A 25,155-nucleotide genomic window follows, 5' to 3' on the forward strand; every position below is an offset into this window, starting at 1 on the left:
CGCGTCACGGATGCCAGCGCGACACCGCCGCCGGCGTCGCCGCCGAGCGGCTGCCCGCCAGCGCGTAGGAGAGCTGGTTGGCCGCGGCGATCACGCTCTTCGCGTGCTTGCGCAGCATCGCCTCGCTCAGCCGCGAACTCGGCCCCGAGATGCACATGGAACCCAGCAGCCGCCAGTTGAGGCCGAACACCGGCGCCGCCACGCTCGCCACCTCGGCCTCGCGCTCGCCCAGCGAGATGTGGAAGCCGCGTTCGCGGATCGCCTCGTAGGGCTCGCCCCGCGCCCCGCTGAACGCCAGGATGACGCGCCCCGGGGCGCCCTTGTTCAGCGGCAGGCGTTCGCCGATGCGCACGTTGTGGCGCACCGAGCGGGGGCCCTCGACGCGGGCGACGCAGGAGCGGATGTCGCCCTCGCGCACGTAGAAGGACGCGCTCTCGCCCGTTTCCTTCACCAGCTGGTGCAGCGCGGGCTCGACCACGTTGTTCACGTCGAAGCCGGCCTGGTAGCGGGCGCCCAGCCAGCCTGCCGCCGGGCCGAGGCGCCACTGGCCGTCGTCGGTCTGCACCATGTACTGCGACAGGGCGAGCGTGCGCGCGAGCCGCAGCGCCGTGGTCTTGTGCATGCCGGCCCGGCGGCTCAACTCCGCCAGCGAAAGCGCCGACTCGCCGACCGAGAACGCTTCCATGAGCGCGAGCGCCCGCGTGACCGCGGCGACGCCGCCGCCGTCCTGTTCCGTTGCCTCTTTCGTCGCGTTGCGCATGCTGCACCCTGGTTCATTGTGCGAAACGCTATTGTACGGAGTGCAACGCGCACCTACAGTCCGCGCCAGCGCCGCGAACCGCGCGCCCCTCACACGGAGACAACCCATGCAACTTTCCCGACGATTCGCGCTGGCCCTGGCGGCCGCATCCGTCCTCGGTACCGCCGCCCTGGCCCAGGGCTGGCCGGCCAAGCCCGTTCGGCTCATCGTTCCGTTCCCGGCCGGCGGAGGCACCGACCTGATCAGCCGCGAGGTGGCCAACAAGGTCGCGCATTCCGGCTACACCTTCGTGGTCGACAACAAGCCGGGCTCCGGCGGCAACCTGGGCGTGGACGCCGGCGCCAAGGCGCCCGCGGACGGCTACACCTTCGTGATGGGACAGACCAGCAACCTGGCGATCAACCCGACCCTGTACTCGAAGCTGCCGTACGACCCGACCAGGGACCTCACGCCCATCAGCCTGGTGGCGAGCGCGCCGCTGGTGATCGTGACCGGCGCCGATTCGCCGTACAAGACGCTCGCCGACGTGGTGAAGGCCTCTCAGGCGCAGCCGGGCAGCATCAACTTCGCCACCTCGGGCAACGGCACGGTGGCGCACCTCGCGACCGAATCCTTCCAGAAAGCCGCCGGCATCAGGATGACGCACATCCCCTACAAGGGTGCGGCGCAGGGTGCCACCGACGTGATCAGCGGCCAGGTGCAGCTGTACGTGTCGTCCATCCCCACGCTGCTGGGCCACATCCGCAGCGGCAAGATGCGCGCGCTGGCCGTCACCGCGTCGAAGCGGGCGGACGACCTGCCGCAGGTCCCGACCATCGCCGAATCCGGCTACCCCGGCTTCGAGGCCGTCACGTGGTTCGGCATCCTGGGCCCGGCCAACCTGCCGAAGGACGTCGTCGCCAGGTTCAACGCCGACATCAACAAGGCGCTGCAGGATCCCGAGCTGCGCAAGAAGCTGGGCAGCCAGGGCGCCGACGTGGCCGGCAGCACGCCCGAGCAATTCGCGAAGCTCATTCGCGACGACATCGCCCGCTGGGGCCGCATCGTCCGCGAATCGGGCGCCAAGATCGACTGAGGTTCCATGACTCCCGACATCCTGCGCGACTTCGAGCGCGTATCGCCGCAACTCGTGCGGCAGGCGGCCGAATTCCAGGCCGCCATCCTGGCCGACGTGGCCGGCCGGCGCGGCGCGCTGCACGGGCGCATCGCGCCCCTGCGGCCCCGCATGAAGCTGTGCGGCCCGGCGCTCACGGTGGACGTGCGGCCCGGCGACAACCTGATGATCCACGCGGCCATGGCGCTGGCGAAACCCGGCGACGTGCTGGTGATCGACGGCAAGGGCGACCGCACCGCCGCGCTCATGGGCACGATCATGATGACGGCCTGCCAGCAGCTGGGCCTGGCCGGCGTCGTCATCGACGGCGCCGCGCGCGACAGCCTCGAGATCGACGAGATGGACTTCCCCGTCTTCGCGGTCGGCTGCAACCCGAACGGCCCGACGAAGAACGTGCCGGGCCGCATCGGCCATCCCGTCAGCTGCGGCGGCGTCACCGTGCGCTCCGGCGACCTGGTGCTGGGCGACGCGGACGGCGTGGTGGTGGTCGAGCGCGAGCGCGTGGAGTCCCTGCTGCCGCTCGCGCGCAGGAAGGTCGAGGACGAGGCGGCGCGCATCGCGCAGATCCGCAAGGGCAACACCAGCGCCTCGTGGCTGATGCCGGCGCTGCGCGCGGCCGGCGTGCTGAAGGAAGGCGAGAGCCTGTGAGCACGCGGCGAGCGGTCCTCGTCACGGGCGCGGACCTCGCGCCCCAGGCGCTGGACCTGTTGAAGGACTTCGAGGTCGTCTATGCCGGCAAGGCGCCGCAGGAGGACGATCTCGTGAGCCTGTGCCGCCGGCACGATCCGGTGGCGATCATCGTGCGCTACGGCAAGGTGGGCGCCGCGGTGATGGACGCGGCGCCTTCGCTGCGTGTCGTCTCCAAGCACGGCAGCGGCACCGACACCATCGACAAGGCCGCAGCCCAGGCGCGCGGCATCGCCGTGCGCGCCGCCGCCGGGGCCAACGCCGCGGCCGTGGCGGAGCAGGCCATGGCCTTGCTGCTCGCCTGCGCCAAGTCGGTCGTGCAGCTCAACGCGCGCATGCATGCCGGCCACTGGGACAAGGCCACGCACAAGAGCATCGAGCTGCACGGCCGCACCGTGGGCCTGGTCGGCCTCGGCGCCATCGGCCAGCGCTTCGCGCGCATCTGCCAGGCGATGGGCATGCAGGTGCTGGGCCACGATCCCTTCGCGCCGCAAGCGGATGACGGCGTGCGCCGGGTGGACCTGGCCACGCTCTGGCGCGAGTCGGATGCGATCTCGCTGCACTGCCCGCTCACGCCGGAGAACCGCAACCTGGTCGACGCGCAGGTGCTGGCCGCCTGCAAGCCGGGCGTGCTGCTGGTGAACACGGCGCGCGGCGGGCTCGTGGACGAGGCCGCGCTGCTCGCGGCCGTGCGCTCGGGCCAGGTCGCGGCGGCGGGGCTGGACAGCTTCGCGGTCGAGCCGATGACGGCGCCCCACCCGTTCCACGGCGAGCCCAACATCATCCTCAGTCCCCACATCGGCGGCGTGACCGGCCACGCCTACGTGAACATGGGGGTGGGCGCGGCGCGCAACGTCCTGGCCGTGCTGGAGGAGCTTCCGCAGGTGGCGTGAAGGGGCGCGCTCAGTCCTGCTGCAACTCGAACAGCACGTCCTGCGCCCCTTCCCACAGCACCTTGGTCCCGAGCTCGCGCAGGCGTTCCTTTCCCTGCACGACGGTCAGGAAGTGGTTGCCGGCGAGCTGGCCCATCTTGCTCGCGAAGCTGCAGGCGCCGTAGGCCAGGATGATCTCGGTCTCGCTGTAGCCGCCCGGGTACAGCAGGATGTCGCCCACCGAGGGATGGCTCGTGTGGTTCTCGAAACCCACGCCCAGCTGGAAGTCGCCGAGCGGGATCCACACGCCTTCGCCGCTCCAGCGCACGTGGATCAGCTTCTGGCGGTAGGGCAGCAGCTTCAGGAAGGCGGCCGTCGTCTGCGGCGCATCGGGGTGGGTCTCCGCCAGGAATTCGATGCCGGCGGCGGTGATCTTCAGGAGGGGCATGGGGCCTTGCGCGGGGTCGGGAGGCCCGCAGCTTACCCCGGCCGGAATCCGGCCACCGGAATGCTCACGTCCAGGCCCACGCCGCAGCCGGCCAGGCCTTCGCTGAACGAGACCCGTCCGCGCAGGCGCGCGGCCGCCTGCCGCACGATGGCCAGGCCCAGGCCGGAGCCGGAGGCTTCCTGCCCGGCGGCGCGGTAGAAGCGCTCGAACACCAGCGAACGCTCGCGTTCGGGAATGCCGGGACCGTCGTCCTTCACCTGCAGCGTCAGGCGCTCACCGTCGCCCACCAGCTTCACCAGCACGTTGCCGCCCGCGCGTCCGTAGCGGATGGCGTTGTCCACCAGGTTCACGACGACGGATTGCAGCGCCGCCTCGTCCACGGTGGCCCAGTGGCTCTCCGGCGCCTCGAGCGAGAGCTCGATGCCGCGCTGCATGGCCACCGGCGCGAGCTGCGCGAGCATTTCCCGCAGCGCCTGCGCCACGTCGATGCGGCGGACCGCCGTCGCCTGCGTGCTGTCCAGGCTGGCCAGCAGCAGCAGTTGCTGCGCCAGGTGCGAGGCGCGTTCGACGGCCTGGTGCAGCAGCACGTGCGCGCGGGCGCGGTCTTCGGCACCCGCGGCATGCGCCATCACGTGCGCCTGCGTCATCACCACGGCCAGGGGGGTCCGCAGCTCGTGGGCCGCGTCCTGCACGAACTGGCGCTCGCGGTCGAAGCGTTCGCGCAGCTGCTGCAGCAAGGCGTCGAGGGCGGCGGCCAGCGGCTTCAGTTCGCGGTGGGCCGGCACCTCGGCCAGGGGACGCAGGTCGTGCGGACGCCGCTGCGCGATGGCGGCCGCGAAGTCCGCGAGCGGCCGCAGTCCCCGCCGCACCGACCACCACACGGGCACCAGCACGAAGGGCAGCGCCAGCAGCAGGTACTCGCCGATGAAGGGCAGGTTGTAGGCCACGAAGGTGCCGGCGCTGCGCTTGGGCTCGGCGACGCGCAGGGCCCAGCGCCGGCCCCGGCCTTCGTAGTGCAGGTGCGGGCCGATGTGCGGGTCGAGCGAGCTGTGCACCAGCTCGCCCTGCACGTCGCGCAGCTCGAACTGCACGCGCCCGGGCAGGCGGCCGATCTCCTGCCGGCGCTGGTTCATCCAGCGCTCGGTGGCGCGCAGGGTCGCCGCGGCCTGCTCGCGGTCGGCGATGTCGTCGAGCGACAGAAGAACGGCGGCGCCGAACTTCTGGAAGGGCTGCTCCTCCTGCAGCATGCGCTCGTACTTCAGGTACTGGTACGCGAGCAGGACCGCCCAGACCAGCACGAAGGCGGCCATGACATAGGCGACGCTGCGCCGCTGCAGGCTGGCGTCGGCGACCCAGGCGCGCAAGCGGGCGGCCGGCGTCATGCTTCCACCAGCATGTAGCCGACGCCGCGCACGGTGCGGATGCAGTCCGCGCCGAGCTTGCGCCGCAGATTGGACACGTGCACCTCGATCGCGCTGAACTCCATGGGCTCGCCCAGCTGATCGAGGCGCTGCGCGAGCACGCCCTTGGGCACCACGGCGCCGGGATCGCGCGCGAGCTCCACCAGCAGCTGGAATTCGCGCGGCGACAGGTCGACGGGCTCGCCACCGCGGACCACGCGATGGGCCCGGGGCTCGATGGCGAGCGCGCCGAACAGCCAGCGCTCGCCGGCCTGGCGGGCGCTGCGGCGCAGGACGGCGCGGATGCGCGACACCAGTTCCGCGGTGGCGAAGGGCTTGATGACGAAATCGTCGGCGCCGCCATCGAGCCCGCGCAAGCGGTCCTCCACCGCGCCGCGGGCGGTCACCACGACGACGGGCACGCGCTGGCCTTCGGAGCGCCAGCGCGCGAGCAGGTCGAAGCCGCTGCCATCGGGCAGCCCCAGGTCCAGCAGGACGCAGGCTATCCCGGTTCCGTCCAGCTGCAGGGGGGCGTCGGCGACCCGGCGGACCCATGCGCTGCTCAGGCCCTCGATCTTCAGCGCCGCCTGCAGCGCCCGGCCCAGGTCCAGGTCGTCCTCGATCAGCAGGATGTGCATGCGACGGATTCTGTGCCCCGCTCCCTTAAGCGCGGCTAAAGGCTTTCCCGTCTTTGGCCGGCCTTAAGCATCCAGCCGCCACAATCGCCGCCGAACAGGGAGGTCCCATGCCCGCTTCACGACGCCTCGCCGCCTGCCTGGCCGCGTGCGCCTTCATGCTGGCCGGGTGCGCCACGGCGCCCCGCCATCCCGCCCTCGTGCAGGCCGAGGCCGCCGGCACGCTGGCGCCGCTGGTGCCCGTTCGGCGCTTCATCGCCAACGTGGACTTCGCGGGCGGCTTCGCGCTGTCGCCCGACGGCCAGTCGCTCCTGTGGTCGCGGGTGGTCGGCACGGACCTGGGGCTGGCGGTGCGGCCCGTCGCGGGCGGAGAGGAACGCACGTTCCGCACCGGCTACCTGGCGCGGCCCGCCGGCCCGACGTACACGTGGTTGCCGGACAGCCGGCACGTCGCCTACCTGAAGGACCTGCGCGGCGACGAGAACACGCAGATCCACGTCTTCGACACGCAAGGACCCTTCGCGCCCTGGGCGGTGACGCCGTGGCCGGGCGTGCGCTCGACCCTGGTCTCCGGCGGCGCCGAGGGCACCGCGAAGTTCTTCTTCGCAAGCAACCGCCGCGACCGCGCCACCATGGACCTGTACGAGGCCGACGCCGCTACGCGCAGCGTGCGGGAAGTGGCGCGCAGCGACGGCGAGGTGCTCGCCTGGATCATCGGCACCGACCACCGCCTGGCCGCGCGCATCCGGCAACTGGGGCGCCAGGACGGCTCCGACGTGGCCTTCGAGCTGCTGCAGGCCGATGGCGCCTGGAAGGCCCTGCGCACCGTCGGCGGATGGGACTCGCTGCAGGTGCATCGCGTGGATCGGGCGGCCGGCCAGGCGTGGGCGACCTCCAACACCGGGCGCGACAAGTCGGCGCTGGTGGAGATCGACCTCGCGAGCGGACGGGAGACGGTGCTGGCCGAACATCCGGTGGTGGACCTGTCCTGGGTGTACTACCCGCGGCTGCGCGGCGGGCCCATCGCGTACATCACCGACGCGGGCGTGCCGCAGGTGCACTTCCTCGACGCCGCGTTCGCGGCCCTGGTCGCGCAGGCGCAGCAGCAGGCCCTGCGCGACGGCGCGCTGCAGGAGGCGCCGCGGCTCACGCGTCCCCAGAGCAGTTCGCTGGACGGGCGCCGGTGGGTGCTGCGCGCCATCGGCGACCACGACGAAGCGGAACTGCTGGTGGACAGCGACTCGGGCGCGGTGCAGCGGCTCGGCCCGCCGGAGCCTGAGCGCAAGGCGTGGCTCGCCGCCGAAGAGGCGTACAGCTTCCGCGCATCGGACGGGCGCGTGATCCACGGCTACCTCATCCGCCCGCGCGGCGTCCGCGGGCCGGCGCCGCTGGTGGTCGACATCCACGGCGGGCCGTGGGCGCGCGACCGGTGGAACCCGGCCTCGTTCAACTTCGACCAGATGCTGGCGAACCGCGGCTACGCGGTGCTGAACGTCAACTATCGCGGCTCCACCGGCTACGGGCGCGACTACATGATGGCCGGGCGCAAGGTCGTCTCCACGCGCCTGCAGCAGGACATCGCCGAGGCCGCGCAGTGGGCCATCGACCAGGGCATCGCCGATCCGTCGCGCATGGCCGTGGTGGGCGCGAGCTTCGGCGGCTTCTCGGTGCTGTCGCAGCTGATCCGCAAGGACCACGACTGGAAGTGCGGCGTGGACATCGTCGGCGTCGCGAACTGGCCGCGCGTCATCGAGAACTGGCCGCCGTACTGGCGCGGCCGCCACTATGCCGAGGCCTTCTACGGCGACGTGAAGGATCCGCAGGACCGCGCCCGCATGCTGGCGGAGTCGCCGATCTCGCACCTGGACCGGATCACGGCGCCGCTGCTGGTCATCCACGGTGCCAACGACGTGCGCGTGGTCCGCCAGGATTCCGACGACGTGGTCGCCACGCTGCGGCAGCTCGGTCGGCCGGTGGAGTACCTGACTTTCGCCAACGAGGGGCACCAGGTCCGCCGCTGGCGCAACCGCCTCGCGATGTGGCGGCGCATCGAGGACACGCTGGCCTCCTGCCTGGGCGGGCGCAGTGCCGGATGGGACTTCTACGAGCTGGTGCCGCGCTAGCGGGGTGCTGCCTGCAGAATCCGTTCGGCGACCGCTTGCTCAGGCGGCCGCGCGCAGCCGAAGCGGGTTGAATTCCGTCACCAGCGCGCAGGCCACCAGCACCAGCGCCACGCCGGGCACCATGCCCGAGGTGACCGGCTCGCCCAGGAACAGCGCGCCCCAGGTCACGCCGAACATCGGGATCATGAAGGCCGACGAGGTCGCGGCGCTGGCCGGGATCTCGCGCATCAGCCGCATGCTGATCCAGTACATGAAGCCGGAAGTGAAGGTGCCCAGCACGGCGAGCGCGATGGCCGCGTCAAGCCGCAGGTGCACCGAAGGCGCCATGGCGGCGGCCGGCAGCAGCAGCACCACCGCACCGGCGATGTGCACGGCCGCGGAGGCGGCCAGCGGCTGGTGCGTGCGCGTGGCGCGCTTCATCAGCACCGCGCCGAAGCCGTAGCAGGCCGAGGCCGCCACGCAGGCCAGCACGCCCAGCAGCACCGGCCAGCTCACGCTCACGGGCCCCAGCTGCACCAGCAAGGCGACGCCGGCCAGGCCCACCACGCAGCCGGCCAGCTTGCGGCTGGTGAGCCGCTCCTCGCCGAACACCGCGCCCGCCAGCACGCCGAACATCGGCGCCAGCGCGTTGAGCACCGCGGAATAGCCGGCCGGCAGCACCAGCCCCGCCGCATTGAAGAACACGAAGGGCGCGACCACGGTGAGCAGGCCCAGCACGGTGAGCGCGCGCCAGTGCTCCCGCCCCGGCCACGCCTTGCGGCCGATGCGCATGATCGCGCCGAGCACCAGGGCGGCCAGCACGCAGCGCAGGAAGGCCATGGGCAGCGGCCCGAAGGCCGGCGCCGCGATGCGGATCAGGGGAAAGGACGCGCCCCAGACGGCGGACAGCAGGACGAGCTGCAGGAAATGGCGGGCGTGCATGCGGGATTGGAAGGGGGCCGGCGGAGGGCCGCCGCTTCTTCTGTGATGATGGAGGGCTGCGCGCGCGGGCGCGCCATGAATGCAGCATGGATCATAAGAGGGACGTCCCGGCCAGCGGTGCGTGGTGGACATTGGCCGTCACGCTGGCCATCCAGGCCCTGGTGTCGATGGCCGTGATCACCGTCCCGGTGCTCGCGCCCGCCCTGGCCGCGGAGCTTTCGGTGTCGCCGGCGCTGGTGGGCGTGTACATCGCGCTGGTCTATGCGGCGGCGATGCTCGCCAGCCTGGCGGGCGGGGCGCTGGTGTCCCGCTTCGGCGCGATCCGCGTGAGCCAGGCCTGCCTGGGCCTTTGCGCGCTGGGCCTGGCCGTCGGCGCGCTGCCGCACGTGGCGGCCGTCGCGCTCGGCGCGTTCCTGATCGGCCTGGGCTACGGGCCGGTCACGCCGGCCAGTTCGCACGTGCTGGCCAAGACGACGCCGGCGCACCGCATGTCGCTGGTCTTCTCGCTCAAGCAGACCGGCGTGCCGCTCGGCGGCGTGCTGGCGGGCGCCGTGGTGCCGGTGCTGCTGGGGGCCGGCTGGCAGGCGACGCTGCTGTGCGTGGCGCTCGCCAACCTCGTGTGCGCCTGGGCCGCGCAGCCCCTGCGCGAGGCGATCGACGCCGACCGCGACGCGCAGCGGCCCTTCGTGATGGGCAACCTGGGCAAGCCGATCCGCATGGTGCTCTCGCATCCGGAGCTGCGCATGCTGGCCGCCTGCTCCTTCGTGTTCTCCATCGCGCAGCTGTCGCTCACGACCTACCTGGTCACCTACCTGCACGCGACGCTCGGCTACGGGCTGGTGGCCGCGGGGCTCGCGCTGTCGGTCTCGCAGTTCGCCGGCGTCGGCGGCCGCATCGCCTGGGGCTACGTCGCCGACCGCTGGCTCGGCGCGCGCCGCATGCTGGCGGTGCTGGCCGCGGTGATGTGCCTGTCGGCGCTCGCCACCGCCTTGCTGCCGGCGGCGCTGCCCTCGGCCGTGGTGCTGGCGATCCTGGCGGTGTTCGGCATGTCGGCGATCGGCTGGAACGGCGTCTACCTGGCCGAAGTGGCGCGGCAGGCGCCGGCCGGGCAGGCGAGCGTGGCCACGGGCGGCACGCTCGCCTTCACCTTCCTCGGCGTCGTGCTGGGCCCACCGGTGTTCGGCGCGCTGGCGGGCGCGACCGGCAGCTACCGCACGGGCTTCGCCGCCGTCGCATCGATCGTCGGCCTGTGCGCCGCGGCGATGCTGCGCGCCGGCCGCGCGCGCAGCTGAAATAGCGCGTTACGACTCTCCGACCGTTGCTCCGCCAAAAACCGCCTTTCCGCTGCCCGGCTGTTGTGAATACGCGAAGCGTCTGGCGATCCCACGGATGAGCATGCTCCACTGCCTCCCATTCGCAACGCGGCGACGACCGCACGGGAGAGCAGTATGGACAGGGACGGAAACGTTGGGGGAGGCGCCTGGCGGCGCATCGGGAGGGTGGCGGCGGTCGCGGGGTTCGCCCTCGTGTTCGGGTCCGCGCAGGCGCAGGAGGTGAAATCGCAGGCCATGAACGCGGCGATCGCCGACGGGGTCTCGACGGCGGCCGGCCTCGCGCTGGGCGCGGTGGAGATGAACCCGCTGGGCCCCTTGCTCGCCGTGGGCATGAAGGCGGTGGTGTTCCACGTCGCCGAGGGCATGCCGGACACCGAGCGGCCGGCGGCCTACGCGACGGCGGCCTCGCTGTGGTCCGGCGCCGCGGCCAACAACGTCTGCATTGCCGCGGCCATCCTCACCGGCGGCAGTTTCGCGCCCGCCTGCCTGGCGGTGGGCGTCGCCTGGGGCGTGAAGACCTGGAAGGACACGGAGCACGAGCGCGAGTTCTGGGAAGGTTGCGCCATGCTGCGCGCCTATGCGAACGAGCCGGAGTTGACCTGCATCTACACGCCGCCGGAAACCCAGGTCGCGAGCGCCCCGGGCGAAACCGTCGCCGCCAGCGCGGACATGATCGCGCCCTGACACCCGCGCGGCGGGGCTGCGGTACGCTGGCGGTGCCATGGAACACGCACTGTCCGCCAGCCGCTGGTTCAACGCCCCGCCATCCACCACGCTCGCCAGCCTGCGCGGCGAGCAGCGGCGCGTCGTCGTGGTGCTCGCCTTCCAGATGCTGTGTCCCGGCTGCGTGGCGACGGCGATCCCGCAGATGAAGAAGGTGCACGAGGCCTTCGGCGGGGAGCAGCTCGCCGTCGCGGGGCTGCACACGGTGTTCGAGCACCACGAGGCGATGGCGCCGGTGGCGCTTCAGGCCTTCCTGCACGAATACCGCGTGCGTTTCCCGGTGGCCGTGGACGAGCCCTCGCCGGACGGGCCCATCCCCAGGACCATGGCGGCCTACGAGATGCAGGGCACGCCGACGCTGCTGGTGTTCGATCGCGACGGCCAGCTGCGCCTGAACCACTTCGGGCACATCGAGGACATCGCGCTCGGCGCGGTGCTGGGGCGCTTGATGGCCGCGGCCTGATCAGTCGGCGCCGAGCTGCAGCCGGTTCGGCTGCCGCCGTTCCACGGCCCACTTCAGCAGGGCCGCACTTCGGTACACCGCATGCGCGAACTTGCCGTAGGGCAGCGTGAGGAAGAGCGCGAGCACCGTGCCGAGGTGCACGGCGAGCAGCAGCGCCATCGCGCCCGTGTCGCGCAGCGCGAGCAGCGCCAGGCCCGTGAGGCTGGTGGCGAACAGCAGCACGATGAAGGCACGGTCCATCGGGCGCTGTTGCGGGTCGCCGTGCAGCGGGTGCCGCCGCAGGTTCAGCCACAGCAGGCCCGCGGGGCCCGCGAGCAGGCCGATGCCGCCCAGCGTTCCCAGGATCACCGGCAGGCTGGCGACGGGATAGGGCGCGGGCTGCCCGAGCACGTAGTGGTACAGCGTCGCGACGCTGGTGGACGCGAAGCAGAGCAGGAAGCCGTAGAAGGTCAGGTGGTGGAAGCGGCGCCGCGCCAGCGTGAAGCGGTCGTCCTGCTCGTTGCACCCGTCGCCGTGGCCGCCGTCCAGGTAGGTGAGGGCCAGCACGTTGCGCGTGGCCTCCTTCGCGGCGCCCGCGCTCACGGGGCCCGGCGATTCGCCGCGCCAGAAGCGCGCCGCGCCGACGGCGAGCGCCAGCACCGCCCAGGCGAAGGCCAGGCCGAACAGCGTGACCAGCAGGTTGTGCGGGAAGACCGCGTAGAAGTCGCCCGCCAGTGGCGCATGCAGCAGCGTGCCGCGCAGCGCGAGCACGAGCACCAGGAACAGCGCGAGCCCGCCCGCGGTGGCGAGCGCCAGCACCGTGCCATTGCGCCGGTACAGGGCGCCGAGCGGACGCGGCCAGGCGAATTCCTCGTAGGTGGCGCGCCGCACCTGCGCCATCGCGCGCGGCACGTTGACGGCGAACTCGTGCGGCGGCGCGTACTGGCAGGCGTGCAGGCAGGCGCCGCAGTTGTGGCACAGGTTGGCCAGGTAGTGCACGTCGGCGGTCGCGAAGTCCAGGCGGCGCGTCATCGCCGGGAACACGGCGCAGAAGGTCTCGCAATAGCGGCAGGCATTGCAGATCTGCATCTGCCGCGCCACCTCGGCGACGGCGGCGGGGCCGTCAGCCAGCGCCGCGGCTTCGCGCGCGAGGGCCTCAAGCGACTGCATGCGCGGCCTCCGTGCGTGCGGCGCGCGCCGCTTCCGTCCCGGCGATCCGCCCGAAGGCGGTGCCGATGCTCATGCCGACCCCGGCGGTGTAGCCCTGGCCCAGCACGTTGCCGGCCATCATCTCGCCGGCCACGAACAGGTTGGCGCTCGGCGCGCCGCCGAAGTGCACGCGGGCCTGCGCGTCGGTCTTCAGGCCCAGGTAGGTGAAGGTGATGCCCGGGCGCAGCGCGTAGCCGTAAAAGGGCGCGCGGACGATGGGTCGGGCCCAGTGCGTCTTGGGCGGAACGAGTCCCTCGGTGTGGCAGTCGTCGAGCACGGTGTGGTCGAAGCGGCCGACGCGGCAGGCCGCGTTGTAGTCCTGCAGCGTCCGCATGAAAGTCCCTTCGGGCAGGTCCAGCGCGCGCGCGAGTCCGTCCAGCGTGCCGGCCTGCACGCCCGGGAACACGGGCGGCATGAAGCGGCCGATGGCCTGGCTGTCGATGATGCAGTAGCCGATCTGCCCCGGCTGCATCGCCACCAGCCGGCCCCAGATCGCGTAGCGCTTGGGCCAGAAGTCCTCGCCTTCGTCGTAGAAGCGCAGGCCCTCGCGATTGACCATCACGCCCAGCGAGACCGCGTCCACCCGCGTCACGATGCCGCCGTCGTACAGCGGCGCCCGCGCATCGATGGCCACGCAGTGCGCCTGCGTCGGGTCGCCGATGATGTCGGCGCCCTGGTCCATCATGTGCCGGATCAGCACGCCCTGGTTGAAGCGCGTGCCGCGGATCAGGAAGTTGTCGGCGGGCCATTCGCCGCGCTCGTTGCGGCCCCAGGCTTCGCGCAGCCATGCGCGGTTGGACTCGAAGCCGCCGGCCGCCAGCACGCAGGCACGCGCCGCGATGCGCTCGCCGCCGGCGGTGCGCGCGGCGATGAAGCGGCCGTCGCGCAGTTCCAGCGCCTCCACCGGCGTGTCGTAGCGGACCTCCACGCCCAGGTTTTCCGCGCTGCGGTAGTAGGCGTTCACCAGCGCCTTGCCGCCGCCCATGAAGAAGGCGTTGGTGCGCGACAGGTGCAGCGTGCCCGCGAGCGAGGGCTGGAAGCGCACGCCGTGCTTGCGCATCCAGGGCCGGCAGGTGGAGGACGCGCGGATCACGAGCCGCGCGAGCTGCTCGTCGGTCCGGCCGCCGGTGACCTTCAGCAGGTCCTGCCAGAACTCTTCCTCGCCGTAGGCCTCGACCAGCACGTCCTGCGGTTCGTCGTGCATGCAGCGCAGGTTGCGGGTGTGCTGCGAATTGCCGCCCCGCCATTCGCGCGGCGAGGCTTCCAGCAGCAGCACGCTGGCGCCGGCCTCGCGGGCCATGAGCGCGGCGCAGAGGGCGGCGTTGCCGCCGCCGATCACGAGGACGTCATGCATCGGATGCGCACTGTAGACGAAACGGGCGCACCCTCCGGCGTGTTCGCGCCACTAAACTCCCTGCTCACCAAGGAGCAGCATGTCCGCCACCTCGCCCTGGCAGCGATGGAAGACGCTGGCCGCCGACGAAGTGCGGCAGCTGGCGCGCGTGAACCGCAGCGACCGGCCCTGGGAGATGCCGATCGCCGCGGCGCTGGCCACGGGCCTGCCGATCTTCATCGGGGCCGCCTACGGCGAGCTGGGGCTGGGGCTGGTCGCCTCGATCGGCGGCCTCACCTTCCTGTACCTGCCGGCCACCTCGCTGTCGCACCGCATGGCCTGGCTGATGGCGTGCGCCTTCGGCATGTGCGGCAGCTACGCGCTGGGCATGGCCAGCCACCTGCATCCGCCGCTGGCGCTGGCCGTGCTGGTGGTGGTGAGCATCGTGGTCACCATGATCTGCCGCTTCTACGCCGTGCCGCCGCCGGGCGGCCTGTTCTTCATCATGGCCGCCGCCATCGGCGCCTACAGCCCCGCGCATGGCCGCGACGTGCTGGTGCAGGTGGGCGCGTTCACGATGGGGTGCGTGCTCGCGGCGGCCATCGCGTTTCTCTACAGCCTGCGCATCCTGAGCCGGCGCGACGCCGCGCCCGCCGCGCGGCCGCAGCCGGACTTCGAGTTCGTGGTGCTCGACTCGGTGGTGATCGGCGGCTTCGTCGGCCTGTCGCTGCTGGTCGCGCACCTGTTGCAGGTGGACCGTCCCTACTGGGTTCCGGTGAGCTGCCTGGCCGTGATCCAGGGCGCGTCGCTGCGGGCGATCTGGTCGCGCCAGCTGCAGCGCATCGCCGGCACGGCGGTGGGGCTGCTCGTGTTCCTGGCGATCGCGGAGATCCCGCTGGACGCGTGGGGCATCGCGGCCGTGCTGACGGGGCTGACCTTCGTCATCGAGACGCTGGTGGTGCGGCACTACGCGCTGGCCGTCGTGTTCATCACGCCGCTGACCATCCTGCTGGCCGAGGCGGCGCAGCAAGGGACCCTGCCGGCGCAGGCCGTGATGCAGGCGCGCCTGGTCGACACGGTGATCGGCGCCGTCGTGGGGCTGGTCGGCGGCGCCTGCCTGCACAGCGAGCGCTTCCGCGCGCTGGTGGGGACGGGCTTGCGCAGGGTGCTGCCCGGAGGCGGCGAGCCATGACGGGCGAGACGGCCCCCGTGCCCGGCGAACCGCAGCGCCTCGCCAAGGTGGTCGCGGCGCTGGTGCCCTGCTCGCGCCGCGAGGCGGAGCAGTACATCGCCGAAGGCCGGGTCCGCGTGGACGGTCACGTGGTCGACGAGCCGCAGGAGCGCGTGGCCGCGGGCCAGCGGGTGGAGGTCGACACGCAGGCCCGCCTGCAGCCCCCGCAGCCAGCGACCTTCCTGGTGCACAAGCCCGCCGGCATGCCGATCGAGGCAGCGCGCGAGCTGCTCGGCGCGGCGAACCGGTGGGAGGGCGACGCCTCCGGCCTCCGGCGCGTCAGGAGCCATGGCGCCGGGCTCGTCGCGTTGCTGCCCTTGCCGCCGCAGGCCAGCGGCCTGGCGGTCTTCAGCCAGGACGGGCGCATCGTGCGCAAGCTGCAGGAAGACGCGGCGCTGATGGAGCAGGAGCTGGTGGCGGAAGTCGCCGGCCCCATCGCGCCGGACGGGCTGCAGCGCCTGTCCCGCGGCCTGGTGCACGAGGGCCGCCCGCTGCCGCCGGCGCGCGTGAGCTGGCAGAGCGAGACGCGCCTGCGCTTCGCCGGAAAGGGCATCGCGCCGGAGTCGCTGCCCTGGATGTGCGCGCAGGTGGGCCTGGAACTCGTCGCGCTGCGGCGCATCCGCATCGGGCGCATCGCGATGGCGGGACTGCCGCCCGGGCAGTGGCGCTACCTGCCCGCGGGCGAGCGGTTCTAGGCGGACTCGGCTATTCCGGCACGGACAGCAGGCTCGCGATCGCGGCGAGGTGCGCGTCGCTGAGCGTCTGCGGCTTGACCTCGTCTTCCGCGGCCGTCTCGTTCTCGTGGCCCTGCAGCGCGGCGCGGATGGCCTCGCGCGAGGTCCACACGATCTCCTGGCCGCGCGGGCACATGTGGGCCATCGTGTGGTACCAGTAGTAGCCGTCCGGGCCGCCGAACAGCTTGTCGATGCCGGCCAGGTCGGTGGGTTTCACGTGGTGCTCGCGGAGCACGTCGTCGAGCACCTGGCGGGAGAGGATGAAAAGCATGGGGGCGGGCGCGGGGGCGCGAAGCGGGGCTGCGATTGTATGTCCGCTCGCCCGCCTTGCACTCAGGCCGCGCTGAACACCTTCAGCCCCAGGATGCCGGCGACGATCAGGCCCAGGCACACGAGCCGCGCGGCGGCGGCGGATTCGCCGAACAGCACGATGCCGAGCAGGGCGGTCCCCACGGCCCCGATGCCCGTCCACACGGCGTAGGCGGTGCCGACGGGCAACTGCTTCATCGCGAGCCCGAGCAGCAGCACGCTGCCAGTCATCGCGGCGACCGTCGCGACGCTGGGCCACAGGCGCGTGAAGCCTTCGGTGTATTTCAGGCCGATGGCCCAGCCGACTTCGAGCAGGCCGGCGAAGAACAGGATGATCCAGGACATGGACGGACTCCGTGGAGTGGGGCCGTCCCCTGCGATGCAGTGGCGGGGTCGTCCCCGCGCGGGCCATTCTAGCGGCCGCCCCGCGTGCCGGCCTTGTCGGGCGAGGCCCGACAAGGGGATCGGTCCCGGACTACAAGCCTGCCAGCGCGAGCGGACCTACCCTGACGCCTCCTCTCAACGCCGTGCGGGCGGCCCGCACGGCACCTCCAAGGAGCAATGAATGAACGATCACAAGCGTGACCGGCCCGGCGTGCGGGACGAGCATCCCGCGGCCAAGGCCGGGACGGGAGCGGTGGCGGGCGGTGTCGTCGGCGGCGTCGCCGGCGGTGCGGCTGCGGGCGCGGCCGCGGGCGGCCTGACGGGGCCCGTGGGTGCGGCCATCGGCGCGGCGGTCGGCGCCGTCGCGGGCGCCGTGGCGGGCCGCATGCGCGCGGACCCCGTGGCGGAAGACACGTACTGGCGCGACAACTACGCGAGCCGTCCCTACGTCACCGGCGGCACCAGCTACGACGAGTACGCGCCCGCGTACCGGCACGGCGTGGAAGCCTACAACCGCTATCCGGATCGCTCGTTCGACGAGATCGAACCGGAACTGGGCCGTGACTGGGCCACGGCGCGCGGCACCTCCTCGCTGGAATGGGAGCGGGCCAAGCATGCGTCGCGCGACGCCTGGCAGCGCGTGAGCAACGGCGTGGAACGCGCCGTGCCCGGCGACTCCGACCACGACGGCCGCTGAGCGCGCCGAGGCTGGCAAGGGCATGCGCCGATGCGGCGCGTGCCCTTTTCTTCGTCCCAGGTCAGCGCGGCGCGGCCGGCCGCCCCGAGGGTGCGCGCCAGTTCCGCAGCAAGCCATCGCCCGTGTAGATCACCAGCGCCAGCCAGATCAGCAGGAACCCGGCCAGGCGAGGGCCGCCGAAGGGCTCGCGGAACAGCCACACGCCCAGCGCGAACTGGATGGTCGGCCCGATGTACTGCAGCACGCCGAGGGTCGTCAACGGGATGCGCCTGGCGCCCGCGGCAAACAGCAAGAGGGGGAGCGCGGTCAGCGGACCGCTCAATGCCAGGAGCACGAGCAGTGCGCCGTCGCCGCCGGAAGCGCCGTGTGTGATGAAGTAGCCCAGGCTCGACTCGACGACGCGGCCATTGTTGACCGCCCACACGTAGACCAGCCAGTTGGTCGACAGCAGCAGCGCGCTCAAGGCAAAGATGCCCAGCGTCCTGGGACGGCGCGCGATGTCGCGCAGCCACGCCCATCGCCGCTGGACCATGAGCAGCACGAGCACGAACGCCAGTGACCAGAGCGAGCGCTGGAGGACGATGTCCAGCGGCGCGACGGCGGCCAGGAGATGGAAATACAGCGGCAGCACGCCCCACATCGCATACGCGAGGGACGCCTGGAGGACACCGGAGGACATGGCGGATTGTGGCAGCGGCGGCGGTTGCGGAATCCGGCGACACCCGGGGCCGGCGGCGGATCACGCCACCGATCCGGGTTGACTGACAAGCTCGCCGAGCCGGCCGGGACAACACTGCGCGCATCGGCGCTTCAGCCCGGAGACTTCGATGACCACCGAGACCCTCGCCAACGTTGCCCACATCCGCTCGCAGCTCGCGGCGATCAGCAGGAACGCCGAACGTGCGTTCGAGCGCGCCTTCGACCTCCAGCAGGCCGGTGCGCCCGAGGATCGTGTCGAAGCTGCCCTGGCCGAGACCAGCCGCCTGCAGGAGCGCGCCCGCCGCCTGCGCGAGCAGTTGGGCGAGCAGGCCACGCTGCATTGAGGAGGCCGTGCCCTCAGCCGCGCAGCGCCGCCGCGTGGTGCGCGAAGTGCTCGCCGAGGAAGCTGGCGATGAAGTAGTAGCTGTGGTCGTAGCCCGGCTGCACGCGCAGCGTCAGCGGGTGGCCCGCCGCCGCGCAGGCGGCCTGCAGCAGCTCGGGCCGCAGCTGCGGCTCCAGGAATTCGTCGGCGCCGCCCTGGTCGACCAGCAGCGGCAGGCGCTCCTGCGCGCGCCGCACCAGTTCCACCGCGTCCCATTCCTGCCAGGCCGCGGCGTCGTCGCCGAGGTAGGCCGTGAAGGCCTTCCTGCCCCAGGGCACCTGCGAGGGCGCGACGATGGGCGAGAAGGCCGAGACGCTGCGGTAGCGGCCCGGATGGCGCAGCGCCGTCACGAGCGCGCCGTGCCCGCCCATCGAGTGGCCCGAGACCGCGCGCGCCTGCGTCGTGGCGAAGTGCGCCTCGACCAGCTGCGGCAGCTCCTGCGCGACGTAGTCCTGCATGCGGTAGTGCGCGGCCCAGGGCGCCTGGGTGGCGTTCAGGTAGAAGCCCGCGCCCTGGCCGAGGTCGTAGGCCGGGTCGTCGGCCACCCCCTCGCCGCGCGGGCTGGTGTCCGGCGCCACGACGATGATCCCGTGGCGGGCCGCATGCTCCTGCGCGTTGGCCTTGGTGATGAAGTTCTGCTCGGTGCAGGTCAGCCCGGAAAGCCAGTAGAGCACCGGGCAGGCTTCGCCGCGCAGCGCGGGCCCGGGCAGGTAGATGCCGAACTTCATGTCGCAGCCGAGCACGGCGGAGGCGTGCTTCCACACCTCCTGCCGGCCGCCGAAGCTGGCGTGCTGTTCGACGCGTTCCATCAGTAGTGCACCACCGAGCGGATGGACTTGCCTTCGTGCATCAGGTCGAAGGCCGTGTTGATGTCCGTGAGCGGCATCGTGTGCGTGACGAAGGGCGCGAGCTGGATGCGGCCCTCCATCGCATCGCGCACCATCCCCGGCAGCTGGCTGCGTCCCTTGACGCCGCCGAACGCCGTGCCCAGCCAGCGCCGGCCCGTCACGAGCTGGAAGGGACGCGTGGAGATCTCCTGGCCCGCGCCCGCCACGCCGATGATCACCGACTGCCCCCAGCCGCGGTGCGCGCATTCCAGCGCCGCGCGCATCACGTTGACGTTGCCGATGCACTCGAACGAGTGGTCCACGCCCCAGCCCGTCATCTCCACGATCACCTGCTGGATCGGCTTGTCGTGGTCCTTGGGATTGACGCAGTCCGTGGCGCCGAAGGTGCGCGCCAGGTCGAACTTGGCGGGATTGGTGTCGATGGCGATGATGCGGCCGGCCTTCGCCAGCTTCGCGCCCTGGATCACGGCGAGCCCGATGCCGCCCAGGCCGAACACGGCGACGCTGTCGCCTTCCTGCACCTTCGCCGTGTTCTTCACGGCCCCCAGGCCGGTGGTGACGCCGCAGCCCAGCAGGCACACCTGCTCGGGGTTGGCCTGGGGATCGATCTTCGCGAGCGAGACCTCGGCGACCACCGTGTACTCGCTGAACGTGGAGCAGCCCATGTAGTGGTACACGGGTTGCCCGTTGTACGAGAAGCGGCTCGTGCCGTCCGGCATCACGCCCTTGCCCTGCGTCGCGCGCACGGCCACGCACAGGTTGGTCTTGCCGCTCTTGCAGAACAGGCACTCGCCGCATTCGGCCGTGTACAGGGGAATCACGTGGTCGCCGGGCTTGACGCTCGTCACGCCCTCGCCGACTTCCATGACGATGCCCGCGCCCTCGTGGCCCAGGACGGCGGGGAACAGGCCCTCGGGATCGTCGCCCGAGAGGGTGAAGGCGTCGGTGTGGCAGACGCCGGTGTGGGTGATCTTCACCAGCACCTCGCCCTTGCGGGGCGGGGCGACGTCGATTTCGACGACTTGCAGCGGTTGTCCGGCGGCAAAAGCGACGGCGGCGCGAGACTTCATGATGGACCTCCGTTGTGAAGCGGCATTCTCGCCCTTCCTAGAATGCCCCCATGCAGACCGCCTGGCTCGAAGACCTGCTAGCGCTCTCCGAAACCCGCAGCTTCAGCCGGGCCGCGGAGCGGCGCCACCTGACGCAGCCGGCGTTCGGCCGGAGGATCCGCATGCTCGAGCAATGGGCCGGCACGGCGCTGGTGCTGCGCAGCCGCGCGCCCGTGGCGCTCACGCCCGCGGGCGAGCGGCTGCTGCAGTACGCGGTCGAAGCCGTGCAGGCGATGGCCCAGGCGCGCGACGAGCTGAAGGGCCTGCATGGCGGCTCGCGCGAAGCGGTCACGCTGGTCGCGGGGCGGACGCTTGCGCGCACGCTCGCCGCGGACTGGCTGGCGCGCGTGCGGCGCAAGACCGGCGCTGCCGACCTGCGCGTGCGCACGGGCTCGATGGCCGAGACCCTGAAGTGGCTGGAACAGGGCGAAGCGGAATTCATGATCGCGTACCACCACCCACTCATCGCGCTGCGCCTGAATTCCGCGCAGTTCCTGCAGCGGACGCTGGCGAACGACAAGCTCGTGCCGATGGTGAAGCCGGGCCTGCTCGAGGCGGGCGAAGGGCAGGCGGCCGCGAAGCCGGCGCCCTATCTCGCCTATGCGGAGAAGCTGGCGCTGGGCCGGCTCGTGCGGGACCACCTGGTCAATCACGCCGAGGCGCCGCGGCTGGTGCAGGTGCTCGAATCGGATTCGCCCGATGCCCTGCTCGAATACACGCTCAAGGGCCTCGGGGTCGCGTGGCTGCCCTGGTCGCTGGCGGTCGGGGCGGCGAAGGCCGGGCGCCTCGTTCCGTTCGGGGGCAAGTCGCTCCAGATCGGCTTCGAGGTCCGTGTCGCCCGGCCGAAGCGGCGCCTGGGCCCGGTGGCGGAATCCATGTGGTCGGCGGTCGACAGCGCCTGAGGCGCGATGCACGATCGGCATCATGCGGTGCCGAAACGGTTTCCGGCTTCGGTGGTGCGCGGCCCACCATCGGCCGCCACAACAGGAGACCGCCATGCAGACCCTTCGCCGACTCTGGTTCCTTCCGCTCCTCTGCGCGCTCGCCCCGGCCGCGTCCGCCCAAGGCGACGGCTTCCCCGACCGCCCGATCACCGTGGTCGTGGGCTACCCGCCCGGCGGCAGCACGGACCTCACGGGCCGCGCCGTCGCCGACCAGCTGGCGAAGCAACTCGGGGCGACCGTGATCGTGGAGAACGCCAGCGGGGCCGGCGGCGCGATCGCGGCCCAGAAGGTGTCGCGGGCCGCCCCCGACGGCTACACGCTGCTGCTGGGCGCGAACAACGAGATCGCGATCAGCCGCCTCGTCTCCTCCAGCGTCAAGTACAGCTACAAGGACTTCACGCCGGTCGGCCTGGTCGCCTACCAGCCCATGGTACTGGTCGCCTCCAGGCGCTCCGGCGTCCGGACGGTGGACGACTTCCTCAAGGCCGCACGTGCCCATCCCGGCCGCTACAGCTACGGAAGCTCGGGCGTGGGCACGGCGCTGCACCTGGCCGGCGAGATGGTCAAGCAGCAGGCCGGCATCTCCCTCACGCACGTGCCGTACCGCGGCGTCGCGCCGCTCACGACCGACCTGATCGGTGGTTCGCTGGATTTCGGCGTCTTCGTGCTGTCCAGCGGCCTGCCGCACATCCGGGGCGGCAAGGTCGTCGCGCTCGGGCTGACCGAGAAGCAGCGATCCGCTTCGGCCCCCGACATTCCCGCGCTGGCGGAGCATCCCGCGCTGAAGGACATGGACATCTCGGTGTGGTTCGCCCTGATGGCGCCGCCGGGGTTGCCGCAACCCGTGGCGGCGAAGCTCAGGACGGCGCTCGCCGGCGTGCTCCGCGCGCCCGAGTTCAGGAAGCGGCTGGAGGACGCCGGCTCCAGGATCGCACCCGCCGACGTCGACATGGAGCGCTTCCTGGACAGCGAAGACGCCAAGTACCAGCGGATCGCGGACTTCGCGAAGATCAAGGAATGAGCGCGCCCTTTGCCATCGACCGGCCGGCGCTCGGCGCCTGGCGCGACGGCAACACCGGCGTCGAAGGGGTCTGGCATTTCGAGGCCGACGCGCCGGGGCCCGTGGTCATGATCACCTGCCTGGTCCACGGCAACGAGCTGTGCGGCGCCTGGGCGGTGCGAGGCCTGCTGGAAGCCGGGCTGCGCCCGCGGCGCGGGGCCCTCACGCTGGCCTTCTGCAACCTCGCCGCCTTCGACCGCTTCGATCCGGCCGACCATGACGCGTCGCGCTTCGTCGACGAGGACATGAACCGCCAGTGGTCGGATCGGCGTCTCGCGCGGGCGGATTCCGTCGAGCGCGTCCGTGCCGCCAGCCTGCGGCCCTTCGTCGAACGCGCGGACTGGCTGCTCGACCTGCATTCGATGCACGAGCCGGGGCCGGCCTTGCTGCTCGCAGGGCCGCATCGTCGGGGCATCGCGTTCGCGCGGGCATTGCGGGGCGTGGCCCACATCGTGCGCGATGCGGGCCACGCCGACGGGGTGCGCATGCGGGACTTCGGCCGGTTCGGGGTGCCGGACGATGCCCCCGACGCGCGCACCGCGCTGTTGATCGAGTGCGGCTTCCATGGCGACCCGTCCTCGATCGCCGTGGCGCGCGACATGTGCTCGCGGTTCCTGCGCGAGACCGGTGCGGTCGCGCCGCAGGCGCTGGAGGCCGTCCTGCCGGGCTGGCAGGCCCCGGCAGCGGAGGAGCAGGTCGTGCTGGAGGTGAACGGGGCCGTGGTGGCGAAGGACGAGAGCTTCAGCTTCGTCCGCACCTGGCAGCCCCTCGAGATCGTTCCGCGGGCTGGCACGGTGATCGGCCGCAACGGCGGCGAGTGGGTGAAGACGCCGTTCGACGACTGCGTGCTCGTGATGCCTTCCACGCGCCAGGCGCGCGCCGGGGTCACCGTGGTGCGTTATGCGCGGCGGCGCTCTCTGGAGGAAGTCCTCCAGCCGGTTGCCGCCTAGCGCGCCGCTTCCGCCGCGATCTCGTACGACCGCAACCGCGCCGCGTGGTCGAAGACCTGCGACGTCACCATCAGCTCGTCCGCGCCGGTCCTCTCGACGAAAGCGTGCAGTGCCTGCCGCACCGTGTCCGGCGCGCCGATGGCGCTGCAGGACAGCACGTCGTCCAGCATCGCCCGCGCCTGCGGGGGCAGGCCCTCCAGATAGCCGGGCACCGGCGGCGGCAGCTTCGAGGGGCGGCCGGTGCGCAGGTTGACGAAGGCCTGCTGCGTCGAGGTCGCGAGCAGCTGCGCTTGCTCGTCGCTGTCGGCCGCGAAGACGTTGAAGCCCAGCATGACGTAGGGCCTGGCGAGTTGCGCCGAAGGCCGGAACTCTTCGCGGTACAGGGCGATGGCCTGCATCATCTGCGCCGGGGCGAAGTGCGATGCGAAGGCATAGGGCAGGCCCAGCATCGCGGCAAGACGCGCGCCGAACAGGCTGGAGCCGAGGATCCACACGGGCACCTTGGCGCCCTTGCCCGGCACGGCCTGCACCGACTGCCGCGGCTCGTCGGAGAGGAAGTCCAGCAGTTCCACCACGTCCTGCGGGAAGGCGTCGGGGTGGCTGGCCAGGTCGCGTCGCAAGGCGCGCGAGGTCGCCTGGTCGGAACCGGGCGCGCGGCCGAGTCCCAGGTCGATGCGGCCGGGGTAGAGCGCCTCCAGCGTGCCGAACTGCTCCGCGATCACCAGCGGCGAGTGGTTGGGCAGCATGATGCCGCCGGCCCCGACGCGGATGGTGCGCGTGCCGCCGGCGATGTGGCCGATCAGCACCGCCGTCGCGGCGCTGGCGATGCCGGGCATGCCGTGGTGCTCGGCCAGCCAGAAGCGGCGATAGCCGAGCCGCTCCGCCTGCTGGGCCAGCTCCAGCGAGCGCCGGAAGGAAGTCGAGGCGTCGCTGCCCTCGGTGATGGGAGCGAGGTCGAGGACGGAAAGCGCGATGGACATCCGACGCATTTTGGGGCGGAACGCGCTCGTGCAACCGCGCCCTCGCGCTGCGTCATCCCGCCGTCAGCCACGCGCCCAGCAGCACCAGCCCGCCGAAGAAGCAGCGCCGGAAGGCCGCCTCGCTCATGCCGTCGCGCAGCTTCTGTCCCACGAACATGCCCAGCAGCGCCGGCACGAGCGCGAGCGCCGAGCCCAGCGACGCTGCCATGCCCAGGTCCCCGCGCACCGCCAGCAGCGCCGCGAGCGCGAGCGTCGCCGTCGTGAACGCGAGCGCCAGCGCCTGCGGCAAGGCATGCCGGTCCAGTTGCAGCGACTGCAGGTAGGGCACCGCCGGCAGCACGAACACGCCCGTCACGCCGGTGACGACACCGGTGAGCGCGCCCGCGACCGCACCGGTCGCGTGCTGCCAGCGCTCGGGGACCACGGGCAGCCGCCAGCCGGCCCAGCCCGAGACGCCATACGCCAGCAGGCACGCGCCCAGCAGCAGGCGGGCGAAGCCCGGTTCGTGCCAGGGCAGCCAGGCCGCAATGGCGACGCCTGCCGCGATGCCGGCGAGCATGCTCCACAGGCGCGCGAGCAGGACGCGCAAGGCGCGGCCGGCGCAGGCCTGCCACACGTTGGTCACCAGCGAGGGCAGGGTGATCAGCGCCGCCGCCTGCGCCACGGGCATCGCCAGCCCCAGCAGGCCCATCGCGAGCGTCGGCAGGCCCATGCCCAGCGTGCCCTTGACGAGTCCGGCGGCGAAGAAGACGCCGCCCACCAGCATGATTTCCTGGAGGTGTGCCTGGCCCATGCACCGCAGTGTGGCGGGTCCGCGCGCCGGCCAC

The 25,155-nt window shown here is 72.1% G+C and carries 28 protein-coding genes; 14 read left to right on the forward strand and 14 right to left on the reverse strand.

The window, feature by feature from the left end:
- Positions 1 to 4 precede the first annotated feature (4 nt).
- Positions 5 to 760, reverse strand: coding sequence for an IclR family transcriptional regulator (locus ACY0MJ_RS13215; protein ID WP_462638932.1), 756 nt, complete (start codon positions 758 to 760; stop codon positions 5 to 7).
- A gap of 106 nt (positions 761 to 866) precedes the next feature.
- Between ACY0MJ_RS13215 and ACY0MJ_RS13220 the strand changes: the two genes are divergently transcribed.
- The 3 genes from ACY0MJ_RS13220 to ACY0MJ_RS13230 are packed head-to-tail and all read left to right on the forward strand — an operon-like array spanning position 867 to position 3,454.
- Positions 867 to 1,835 carry a Bug family tripartite tricarboxylate transporter substrate binding protein gene (locus ACY0MJ_RS13220; RefSeq protein WP_462638933.1) on the forward strand — a complete coding sequence of 323 codons (969 nt, stop codon included), beginning with the start codon at positions 867 to 869 and terminating at the stop codon, positions 1,833 to 1,835.
- 6 nt (positions 1,836 to 1,841) lie between these two features.
- On the forward strand, positions 1,842 to 2,522 hold the full coding sequence (locus tag ACY0MJ_RS13225) for an RraA family protein (protein WP_462638934.1): 681 nt from the start codon (positions 1,842 to 1,844) through the stop codon (positions 2,520 to 2,522).
- Complete coding sequence (locus ACY0MJ_RS13230; RefSeq protein WP_462638935.1) at positions 2,519 to 3,454, forward strand: hydroxyacid dehydrogenase; 936 nt, start codon at positions 2,519 to 2,521, stop codon at positions 3,452 to 3,454. Before ACY0MJ_RS13225 ends, ACY0MJ_RS13230 begins: the two co-directional genes overlap by 4 nt.
- A 10-nt stretch (positions 3,455 to 3,464) precedes the next feature.
- Here ACY0MJ_RS13230 and ACY0MJ_RS13235 read toward each other — a convergent pair whose 3' ends face one another.
- From ACY0MJ_RS13235 to ACY0MJ_RS13245, 3 genes are read right to left on the reverse strand one after another with little or no spacing between them, the layout of a single operon-like run.
- On the reverse strand, positions 3,465 to 3,881 hold the full coding sequence (locus ACY0MJ_RS13235; RefSeq protein ID WP_462638936.1) for a DUF3830 family protein: 417 nt from the start codon (positions 3,879 to 3,881) through the stop codon (positions 3,465 to 3,467).
- A 32-nt stretch (positions 3,882 to 3,913) separates the two neighbouring features.
- The gene (locus tag ACY0MJ_RS13240; protein ID WP_462638937.1) at positions 3,914 to 5,263 is read right to left on the reverse strand and encodes a sensor histidine kinase; all 1,350 of its coding nucleotides are present in this window, start codon (positions 5,261 to 5,263) and stop codon (positions 3,914 to 3,916) included.
- Complete coding sequence (locus tag ACY0MJ_RS13245) at positions 5,260 to 5,919, reverse strand: response regulator (RefSeq protein ID WP_462638938.1); 660 nt, start codon at positions 5,917 to 5,919, stop codon at positions 5,260 to 5,262. The genes ACY0MJ_RS13240 and ACY0MJ_RS13245 overlap by 4 nt, the downstream gene beginning before the upstream one ends.
- A 107-nt stretch (positions 5,920 to 6,026) precedes the next feature.
- On the opposite strand from ACY0MJ_RS13245, the gene ACY0MJ_RS13250 reads away from it, so the two are divergent.
- On the forward strand, positions 6,027 to 8,039 hold the full coding sequence (locus ACY0MJ_RS13250) for a S9 family peptidase (RefSeq protein WP_462638939.1): 2,013 nt from the start codon (positions 6,027 to 6,029) through the stop codon (positions 8,037 to 8,039).
- Positions 8,040 to 8,078: 39 nt separating this feature from the next.
- On the opposite strand, the gene ACY0MJ_RS13255 is transcribed toward ACY0MJ_RS13250, so the two are convergent.
- The gene (locus ACY0MJ_RS13255) at positions 8,079 to 8,960 is read right to left on the reverse strand and encodes a DMT family transporter (protein ID WP_462638940.1); all 882 of its coding nucleotides are present in this window, start codon (positions 8,958 to 8,960) and stop codon (positions 8,079 to 8,081) included.
- An 86-nt stretch (positions 8,961 to 9,046) separates the two neighbouring features.
- Between ACY0MJ_RS13255 and ACY0MJ_RS13260 the strand changes: the two genes are divergently transcribed.
- From ACY0MJ_RS13260 to ACY0MJ_RS13270, 3 genes are all read left to right on the forward strand, one after another.
- Entirely contained in the window at positions 9,047 to 10,252 is a 1,206-nt protein-coding gene (locus tag ACY0MJ_RS13260; RefSeq protein ID WP_462638941.1) for an MFS transporter, read from the forward strand.
- 156 nt (positions 10,253 to 10,408) lie between these two features.
- Positions 10,409 to 10,978 carry a hypothetical protein gene (locus ACY0MJ_RS13265; RefSeq protein WP_462638942.1) on the forward strand — a complete coding sequence of 190 codons (570 nt, stop codon included), beginning with the start codon at positions 10,409 to 10,411 and terminating at the stop codon, positions 10,976 to 10,978.
- A 37-nt stretch (positions 10,979 to 11,015) separates the two neighbouring features.
- On the forward strand, positions 11,016 to 11,480 hold the full coding sequence (locus ACY0MJ_RS13270; RefSeq protein WP_462638943.1) for a redoxin domain-containing protein: 465 nt from the start codon (positions 11,016 to 11,018) through the stop codon (positions 11,478 to 11,480).
- Here ACY0MJ_RS13270 and tcuB read toward each other — a convergent pair whose 3' ends face one another.
- A complete protein-coding gene (gene tcuB, locus ACY0MJ_RS13275; protein WP_462638944.1) occupies positions 11,481 to 12,629 on the reverse strand; it encodes a tricarballylate utilization 4Fe-4S protein TcuB in 1,149 nt (382 codons plus the stop codon).
- A complete protein-coding gene (tcuA, locus tag ACY0MJ_RS13280) occupies positions 12,616 to 14,022 on the reverse strand; it encodes an FAD-dependent tricarballylate dehydrogenase TcuA (RefSeq protein WP_462638945.1) in 1,407 nt (468 codons plus the stop codon). The genes tcuB and tcuA overlap by 14 nt, the downstream gene beginning before the upstream one ends.
- Before the next feature lie 79 nt (positions 14,023 to 14,101).
- On the opposite strand from tcuA, the gene ACY0MJ_RS13285 reads away from it, so the two are divergent.
- A complete protein-coding gene (locus ACY0MJ_RS13285; RefSeq protein ID WP_462638946.1) occupies positions 14,102 to 15,193 on the forward strand; it encodes an FUSC family protein in 1,092 nt (363 codons plus the stop codon).
- Positions 15,190 to 15,927 (forward strand): RNA pseudouridine synthase, encoded by a 738-nt coding sequence (locus tag ACY0MJ_RS13290; RefSeq protein WP_462638947.1) that lies wholly within the window; start codon positions 15,190 to 15,192, stop codon positions 15,925 to 15,927. The genes ACY0MJ_RS13285 and ACY0MJ_RS13290 overlap by 4 nt, the downstream gene beginning before the upstream one ends.
- A 10-nt stretch (positions 15,928 to 15,937) precedes the next feature.
- On the opposite strand, the gene ACY0MJ_RS13295 is transcribed toward ACY0MJ_RS13290, so the two are convergent.
- Complete coding sequence (locus ACY0MJ_RS13295) at positions 15,938 to 16,237, reverse strand: hypothetical protein (protein ID WP_462638948.1); 300 nt, start codon at positions 16,235 to 16,237, stop codon at positions 15,938 to 15,940.
- A gap of 62 nt (positions 16,238 to 16,299) precedes the next feature.
- Positions 16,300 to 16,620, reverse strand: coding sequence for a quaternary ammonium compound efflux SMR transporter SugE (gene sugE / locus ACY0MJ_RS13300; protein WP_462638949.1), 321 nt, complete (start codon positions 16,618 to 16,620; stop codon positions 16,300 to 16,302).
- A gap of 220 nt (positions 16,621 to 16,840) precedes the next feature.
- On the opposite strand from sugE, the gene ACY0MJ_RS13305 reads away from it, so the two are divergent.
- On the forward strand, positions 16,841 to 17,356 hold the full coding sequence (locus ACY0MJ_RS13305; protein WP_462638950.1) for a hypothetical protein: 516 nt from the start codon (positions 16,841 to 16,843) through the stop codon (positions 17,354 to 17,356).
- 61 nt (positions 17,357 to 17,417) lie between these two features.
- Here the strand turns inward: ACY0MJ_RS13305 and ACY0MJ_RS13310 are convergent, their stop codons facing one another.
- Positions 17,418 to 18,035, reverse strand: a complete 618-nt coding sequence (locus ACY0MJ_RS13310) for an EamA family transporter (protein ID WP_462638951.1) — start codon at positions 18,033 to 18,035, stop codon at positions 17,418 to 17,420.
- Positions 18,036 to 18,183: 148 nt separating this feature from the next.
- On the opposite strand from ACY0MJ_RS13310, the gene ACY0MJ_RS13315 reads away from it, so the two are divergent.
- Positions 18,184 to 18,399, forward strand: a complete 216-nt coding sequence (locus ACY0MJ_RS13315; RefSeq protein WP_462638952.1) for a hypothetical protein — start codon at positions 18,184 to 18,186, stop codon at positions 18,397 to 18,399.
- A 13-nt stretch (positions 18,400 to 18,412) separates the two neighbouring features.
- Here ACY0MJ_RS13315 and fghA read toward each other — a convergent pair whose 3' ends face one another.
- Both fghA and ACY0MJ_RS13325 read right to left on the reverse strand, forming a co-directional pair.
- Positions 18,413 to 19,246, reverse strand: coding sequence for an S-formylglutathione hydrolase (fghA, locus tag ACY0MJ_RS13320; RefSeq protein ID WP_462638953.1), 834 nt, complete (start codon positions 19,244 to 19,246; stop codon positions 18,413 to 18,415).
- On the reverse strand, positions 19,246 to 20,355 hold the full coding sequence (locus ACY0MJ_RS13325) for an S-(hydroxymethyl)glutathione dehydrogenase/class III alcohol dehydrogenase (protein WP_462638954.1): 1,110 nt from the start codon (positions 20,353 to 20,355) through the stop codon (positions 19,246 to 19,248). Before ACY0MJ_RS13325 ends, fghA begins: the two co-directional genes overlap by 1 nt.
- Positions 20,356 to 20,405: 50 nt before the next feature.
- Between ACY0MJ_RS13325 and ACY0MJ_RS13330 the strand changes: the two genes are divergently transcribed.
- From ACY0MJ_RS13330 to ACY0MJ_RS13340, 3 genes are all read left to right on the forward strand, one after another.
- On the forward strand, positions 20,406 to 21,296 hold the full coding sequence (locus ACY0MJ_RS13330) for a LysR family transcriptional regulator (RefSeq protein ID WP_462638955.1): 891 nt from the start codon (positions 20,406 to 20,408) through the stop codon (positions 21,294 to 21,296).
- A 94-nt stretch (positions 21,297 to 21,390) separates the two neighbouring features.
- Complete coding sequence (locus ACY0MJ_RS13335; protein WP_462638956.1) at positions 21,391 to 22,359, forward strand: Bug family tripartite tricarboxylate transporter substrate binding protein; 969 nt, start codon at positions 21,391 to 21,393, stop codon at positions 22,357 to 22,359.
- Entirely contained in the window at positions 22,356 to 23,348 is a 993-nt protein-coding gene (locus ACY0MJ_RS13340; protein ID WP_462638957.1) for a M14 family metallopeptidase, read from the forward strand. Before ACY0MJ_RS13335 ends, ACY0MJ_RS13340 begins: the two co-directional genes overlap by 4 nt.
- Here the strand turns inward: ACY0MJ_RS13340 and ACY0MJ_RS13345 are convergent.
- Both ACY0MJ_RS13345 and ACY0MJ_RS13350 read right to left on the reverse strand, forming a co-directional pair.
- Entirely contained in the window at positions 23,345 to 24,328 is a 984-nt protein-coding gene (locus ACY0MJ_RS13345; RefSeq protein ID WP_462638958.1) for an LLM class flavin-dependent oxidoreductase, read from the reverse strand. The two genes, ACY0MJ_RS13340 and ACY0MJ_RS13345, sit on opposite strands and share 4 nt — an antisense overlap.
- Before the next feature lie 52 nt (positions 24,329 to 24,380).
- Entirely contained in the window at positions 24,381 to 25,121 is a 741-nt protein-coding gene (locus tag ACY0MJ_RS13350; protein ID WP_462638959.1) for a sulfite exporter TauE/SafE family protein, read from the reverse strand.
- Positions 25,122 to 25,155: the final 34 nt, after the last annotated feature.

It is taken from the genome of Ramlibacter sp. bp-362, assembly GCF_054956735.1.

Coding starts and splice junctions, on each gene's coding strand:
- ACY0MJ_RS13215 (WP_462638932.1), bottom strand. CDS start 760: ATGCGCAACGCGACGAAAGAGGCAACGGAACAGGACGGCGGCGGCGTC.
- ACY0MJ_RS13220 (WP_462638933.1), top strand. CDS start 867: ATGCAACTTTCCCGACGATTCGCGCTGGCCCTGGCGGCCGCATCCGTC.
- ACY0MJ_RS13225 (WP_462638934.1), top strand. CDS start 1,842: ATGACTCCCGACATCCTGCGCGACTTCGAGCGCGTATCGCCGCAACTC.
- ACY0MJ_RS13235 (WP_462638936.1), bottom strand. CDS start 3,881: ATGCCCCTCCTGAAGATCACCGCCGCCGGCATCGAATTCCTGGCGGAG.
- ACY0MJ_RS13240 (WP_462638937.1), bottom strand. CDS start 5,263: ATGACGCCGGCCGCCCGCTTGCGCGCCTGGGTCGCCGACGCCAGCCTG.
- ACY0MJ_RS13245 (WP_462638938.1), bottom strand. CDS start 5,919: ATGCACATCCTGCTGATCGAGGACGACCTGGACCTGGGCCGGGCGCTG.
- ACY0MJ_RS13250 (WP_462638939.1), top strand. CDS start 6,027: ATGCCCGCTTCACGACGCCTCGCCGCCTGCCTGGCCGCGTGCGCCTTC.
- ACY0MJ_RS13255 (WP_462638940.1), bottom strand. CDS start 8,960: ATGCACGCCCGCCATTTCCTGCAGCTCGTCCTGCTGTCCGCCGTCTGG.
- ACY0MJ_RS13260 (WP_462638941.1), top strand. CDS start 9,047: ATGGATCATAAGAGGGACGTCCCGGCCAGCGGTGCGTGGTGGACATTG.
- ACY0MJ_RS13265 (WP_462638942.1), top strand. CDS start 10,409: ATGGACAGGGACGGAAACGTTGGGGGAGGCGCCTGGCGGCGCATCGGG.
- ACY0MJ_RS13270 (WP_462638943.1), top strand. CDS start 11,016: ATGGAACACGCACTGTCCGCCAGCCGCTGGTTCAACGCCCCGCCATCC.
- tcuB (WP_462638944.1), bottom strand. CDS start 12,629: ATGCAGTCGCTTGAGGCCCTCGCGCGCGAAGCCGCGGCGCTGGCTGAC.
- tcuA (WP_462638945.1), bottom strand. CDS start 14,022: ATGCATGACGTCCTCGTGATCGGCGGCGGCAACGCCGCCCTCTGCGCC.
- ACY0MJ_RS13285 (WP_462638946.1), top strand. CDS start 14,102: ATGTCCGCCACCTCGCCCTGGCAGCGATGGAAGACGCTGGCCGCCGAC.
- ACY0MJ_RS13290 (WP_462638947.1), top strand. CDS start 15,190: ATGACGGGCGAGACGGCCCCCGTGCCCGGCGAACCGCAGCGCCTCGCC.
- ACY0MJ_RS13295 (WP_462638948.1), bottom strand. CDS start 16,237: ATGCTTTTCATCCTCTCCCGCCAGGTGCTCGACGACGTGCTCCGCGAG.
- sugE (WP_462638949.1), bottom strand. CDS start 16,620: ATGTCCTGGATCATCCTGTTCTTCGCCGGCCTGCTCGAAGTCGGCTGG.
- ACY0MJ_RS13305 (WP_462638950.1), top strand. CDS start 16,841: ATGAACGATCACAAGCGTGACCGGCCCGGCGTGCGGGACGAGCATCCC.
- ACY0MJ_RS13310 (WP_462638951.1), bottom strand. CDS start 18,035: ATGTCCTCCGGTGTCCTCCAGGCGTCCCTCGCGTATGCGATGTGGGGC.
- ACY0MJ_RS13315 (WP_462638952.1), top strand. CDS start 18,184: ATGACCACCGAGACCCTCGCCAACGTTGCCCACATCCGCTCGCAGCTC.
- fghA (WP_462638953.1), bottom strand. CDS start 19,246: ATGGAACGCGTCGAACAGCACGCCAGCTTCGGCGGCCGGCAGGAGGTG.
- ACY0MJ_RS13325 (WP_462638954.1), bottom strand. CDS start 20,355: ATGAAGTCTCGCGCCGCCGTCGCTTTTGCCGCCGGACAACCGCTGCAA.
- ACY0MJ_RS13330 (WP_462638955.1), top strand. CDS start 20,406: ATGCAGACCGCCTGGCTCGAAGACCTGCTAGCGCTCTCCGAAACCCGC.
- ACY0MJ_RS13335 (WP_462638956.1), top strand. CDS start 21,391: ATGCAGACCCTTCGCCGACTCTGGTTCCTTCCGCTCCTCTGCGCGCTC.
- ACY0MJ_RS13340 (WP_462638957.1), top strand. CDS start 22,356: ATGAGCGCGCCCTTTGCCATCGACCGGCCGGCGCTCGGCGCCTGGCGC.
- ACY0MJ_RS13345 (WP_462638958.1), bottom strand. CDS start 24,328: ATGTCCATCGCGCTTTCCGTCCTCGACCTCGCTCCCATCACCGAGGGC.
- ACY0MJ_RS13350 (WP_462638959.1), bottom strand. CDS start 25,121: ATGGGCCAGGCACACCTCCAGGAAATCATGCTGGTGGGCGGCGTCTTC.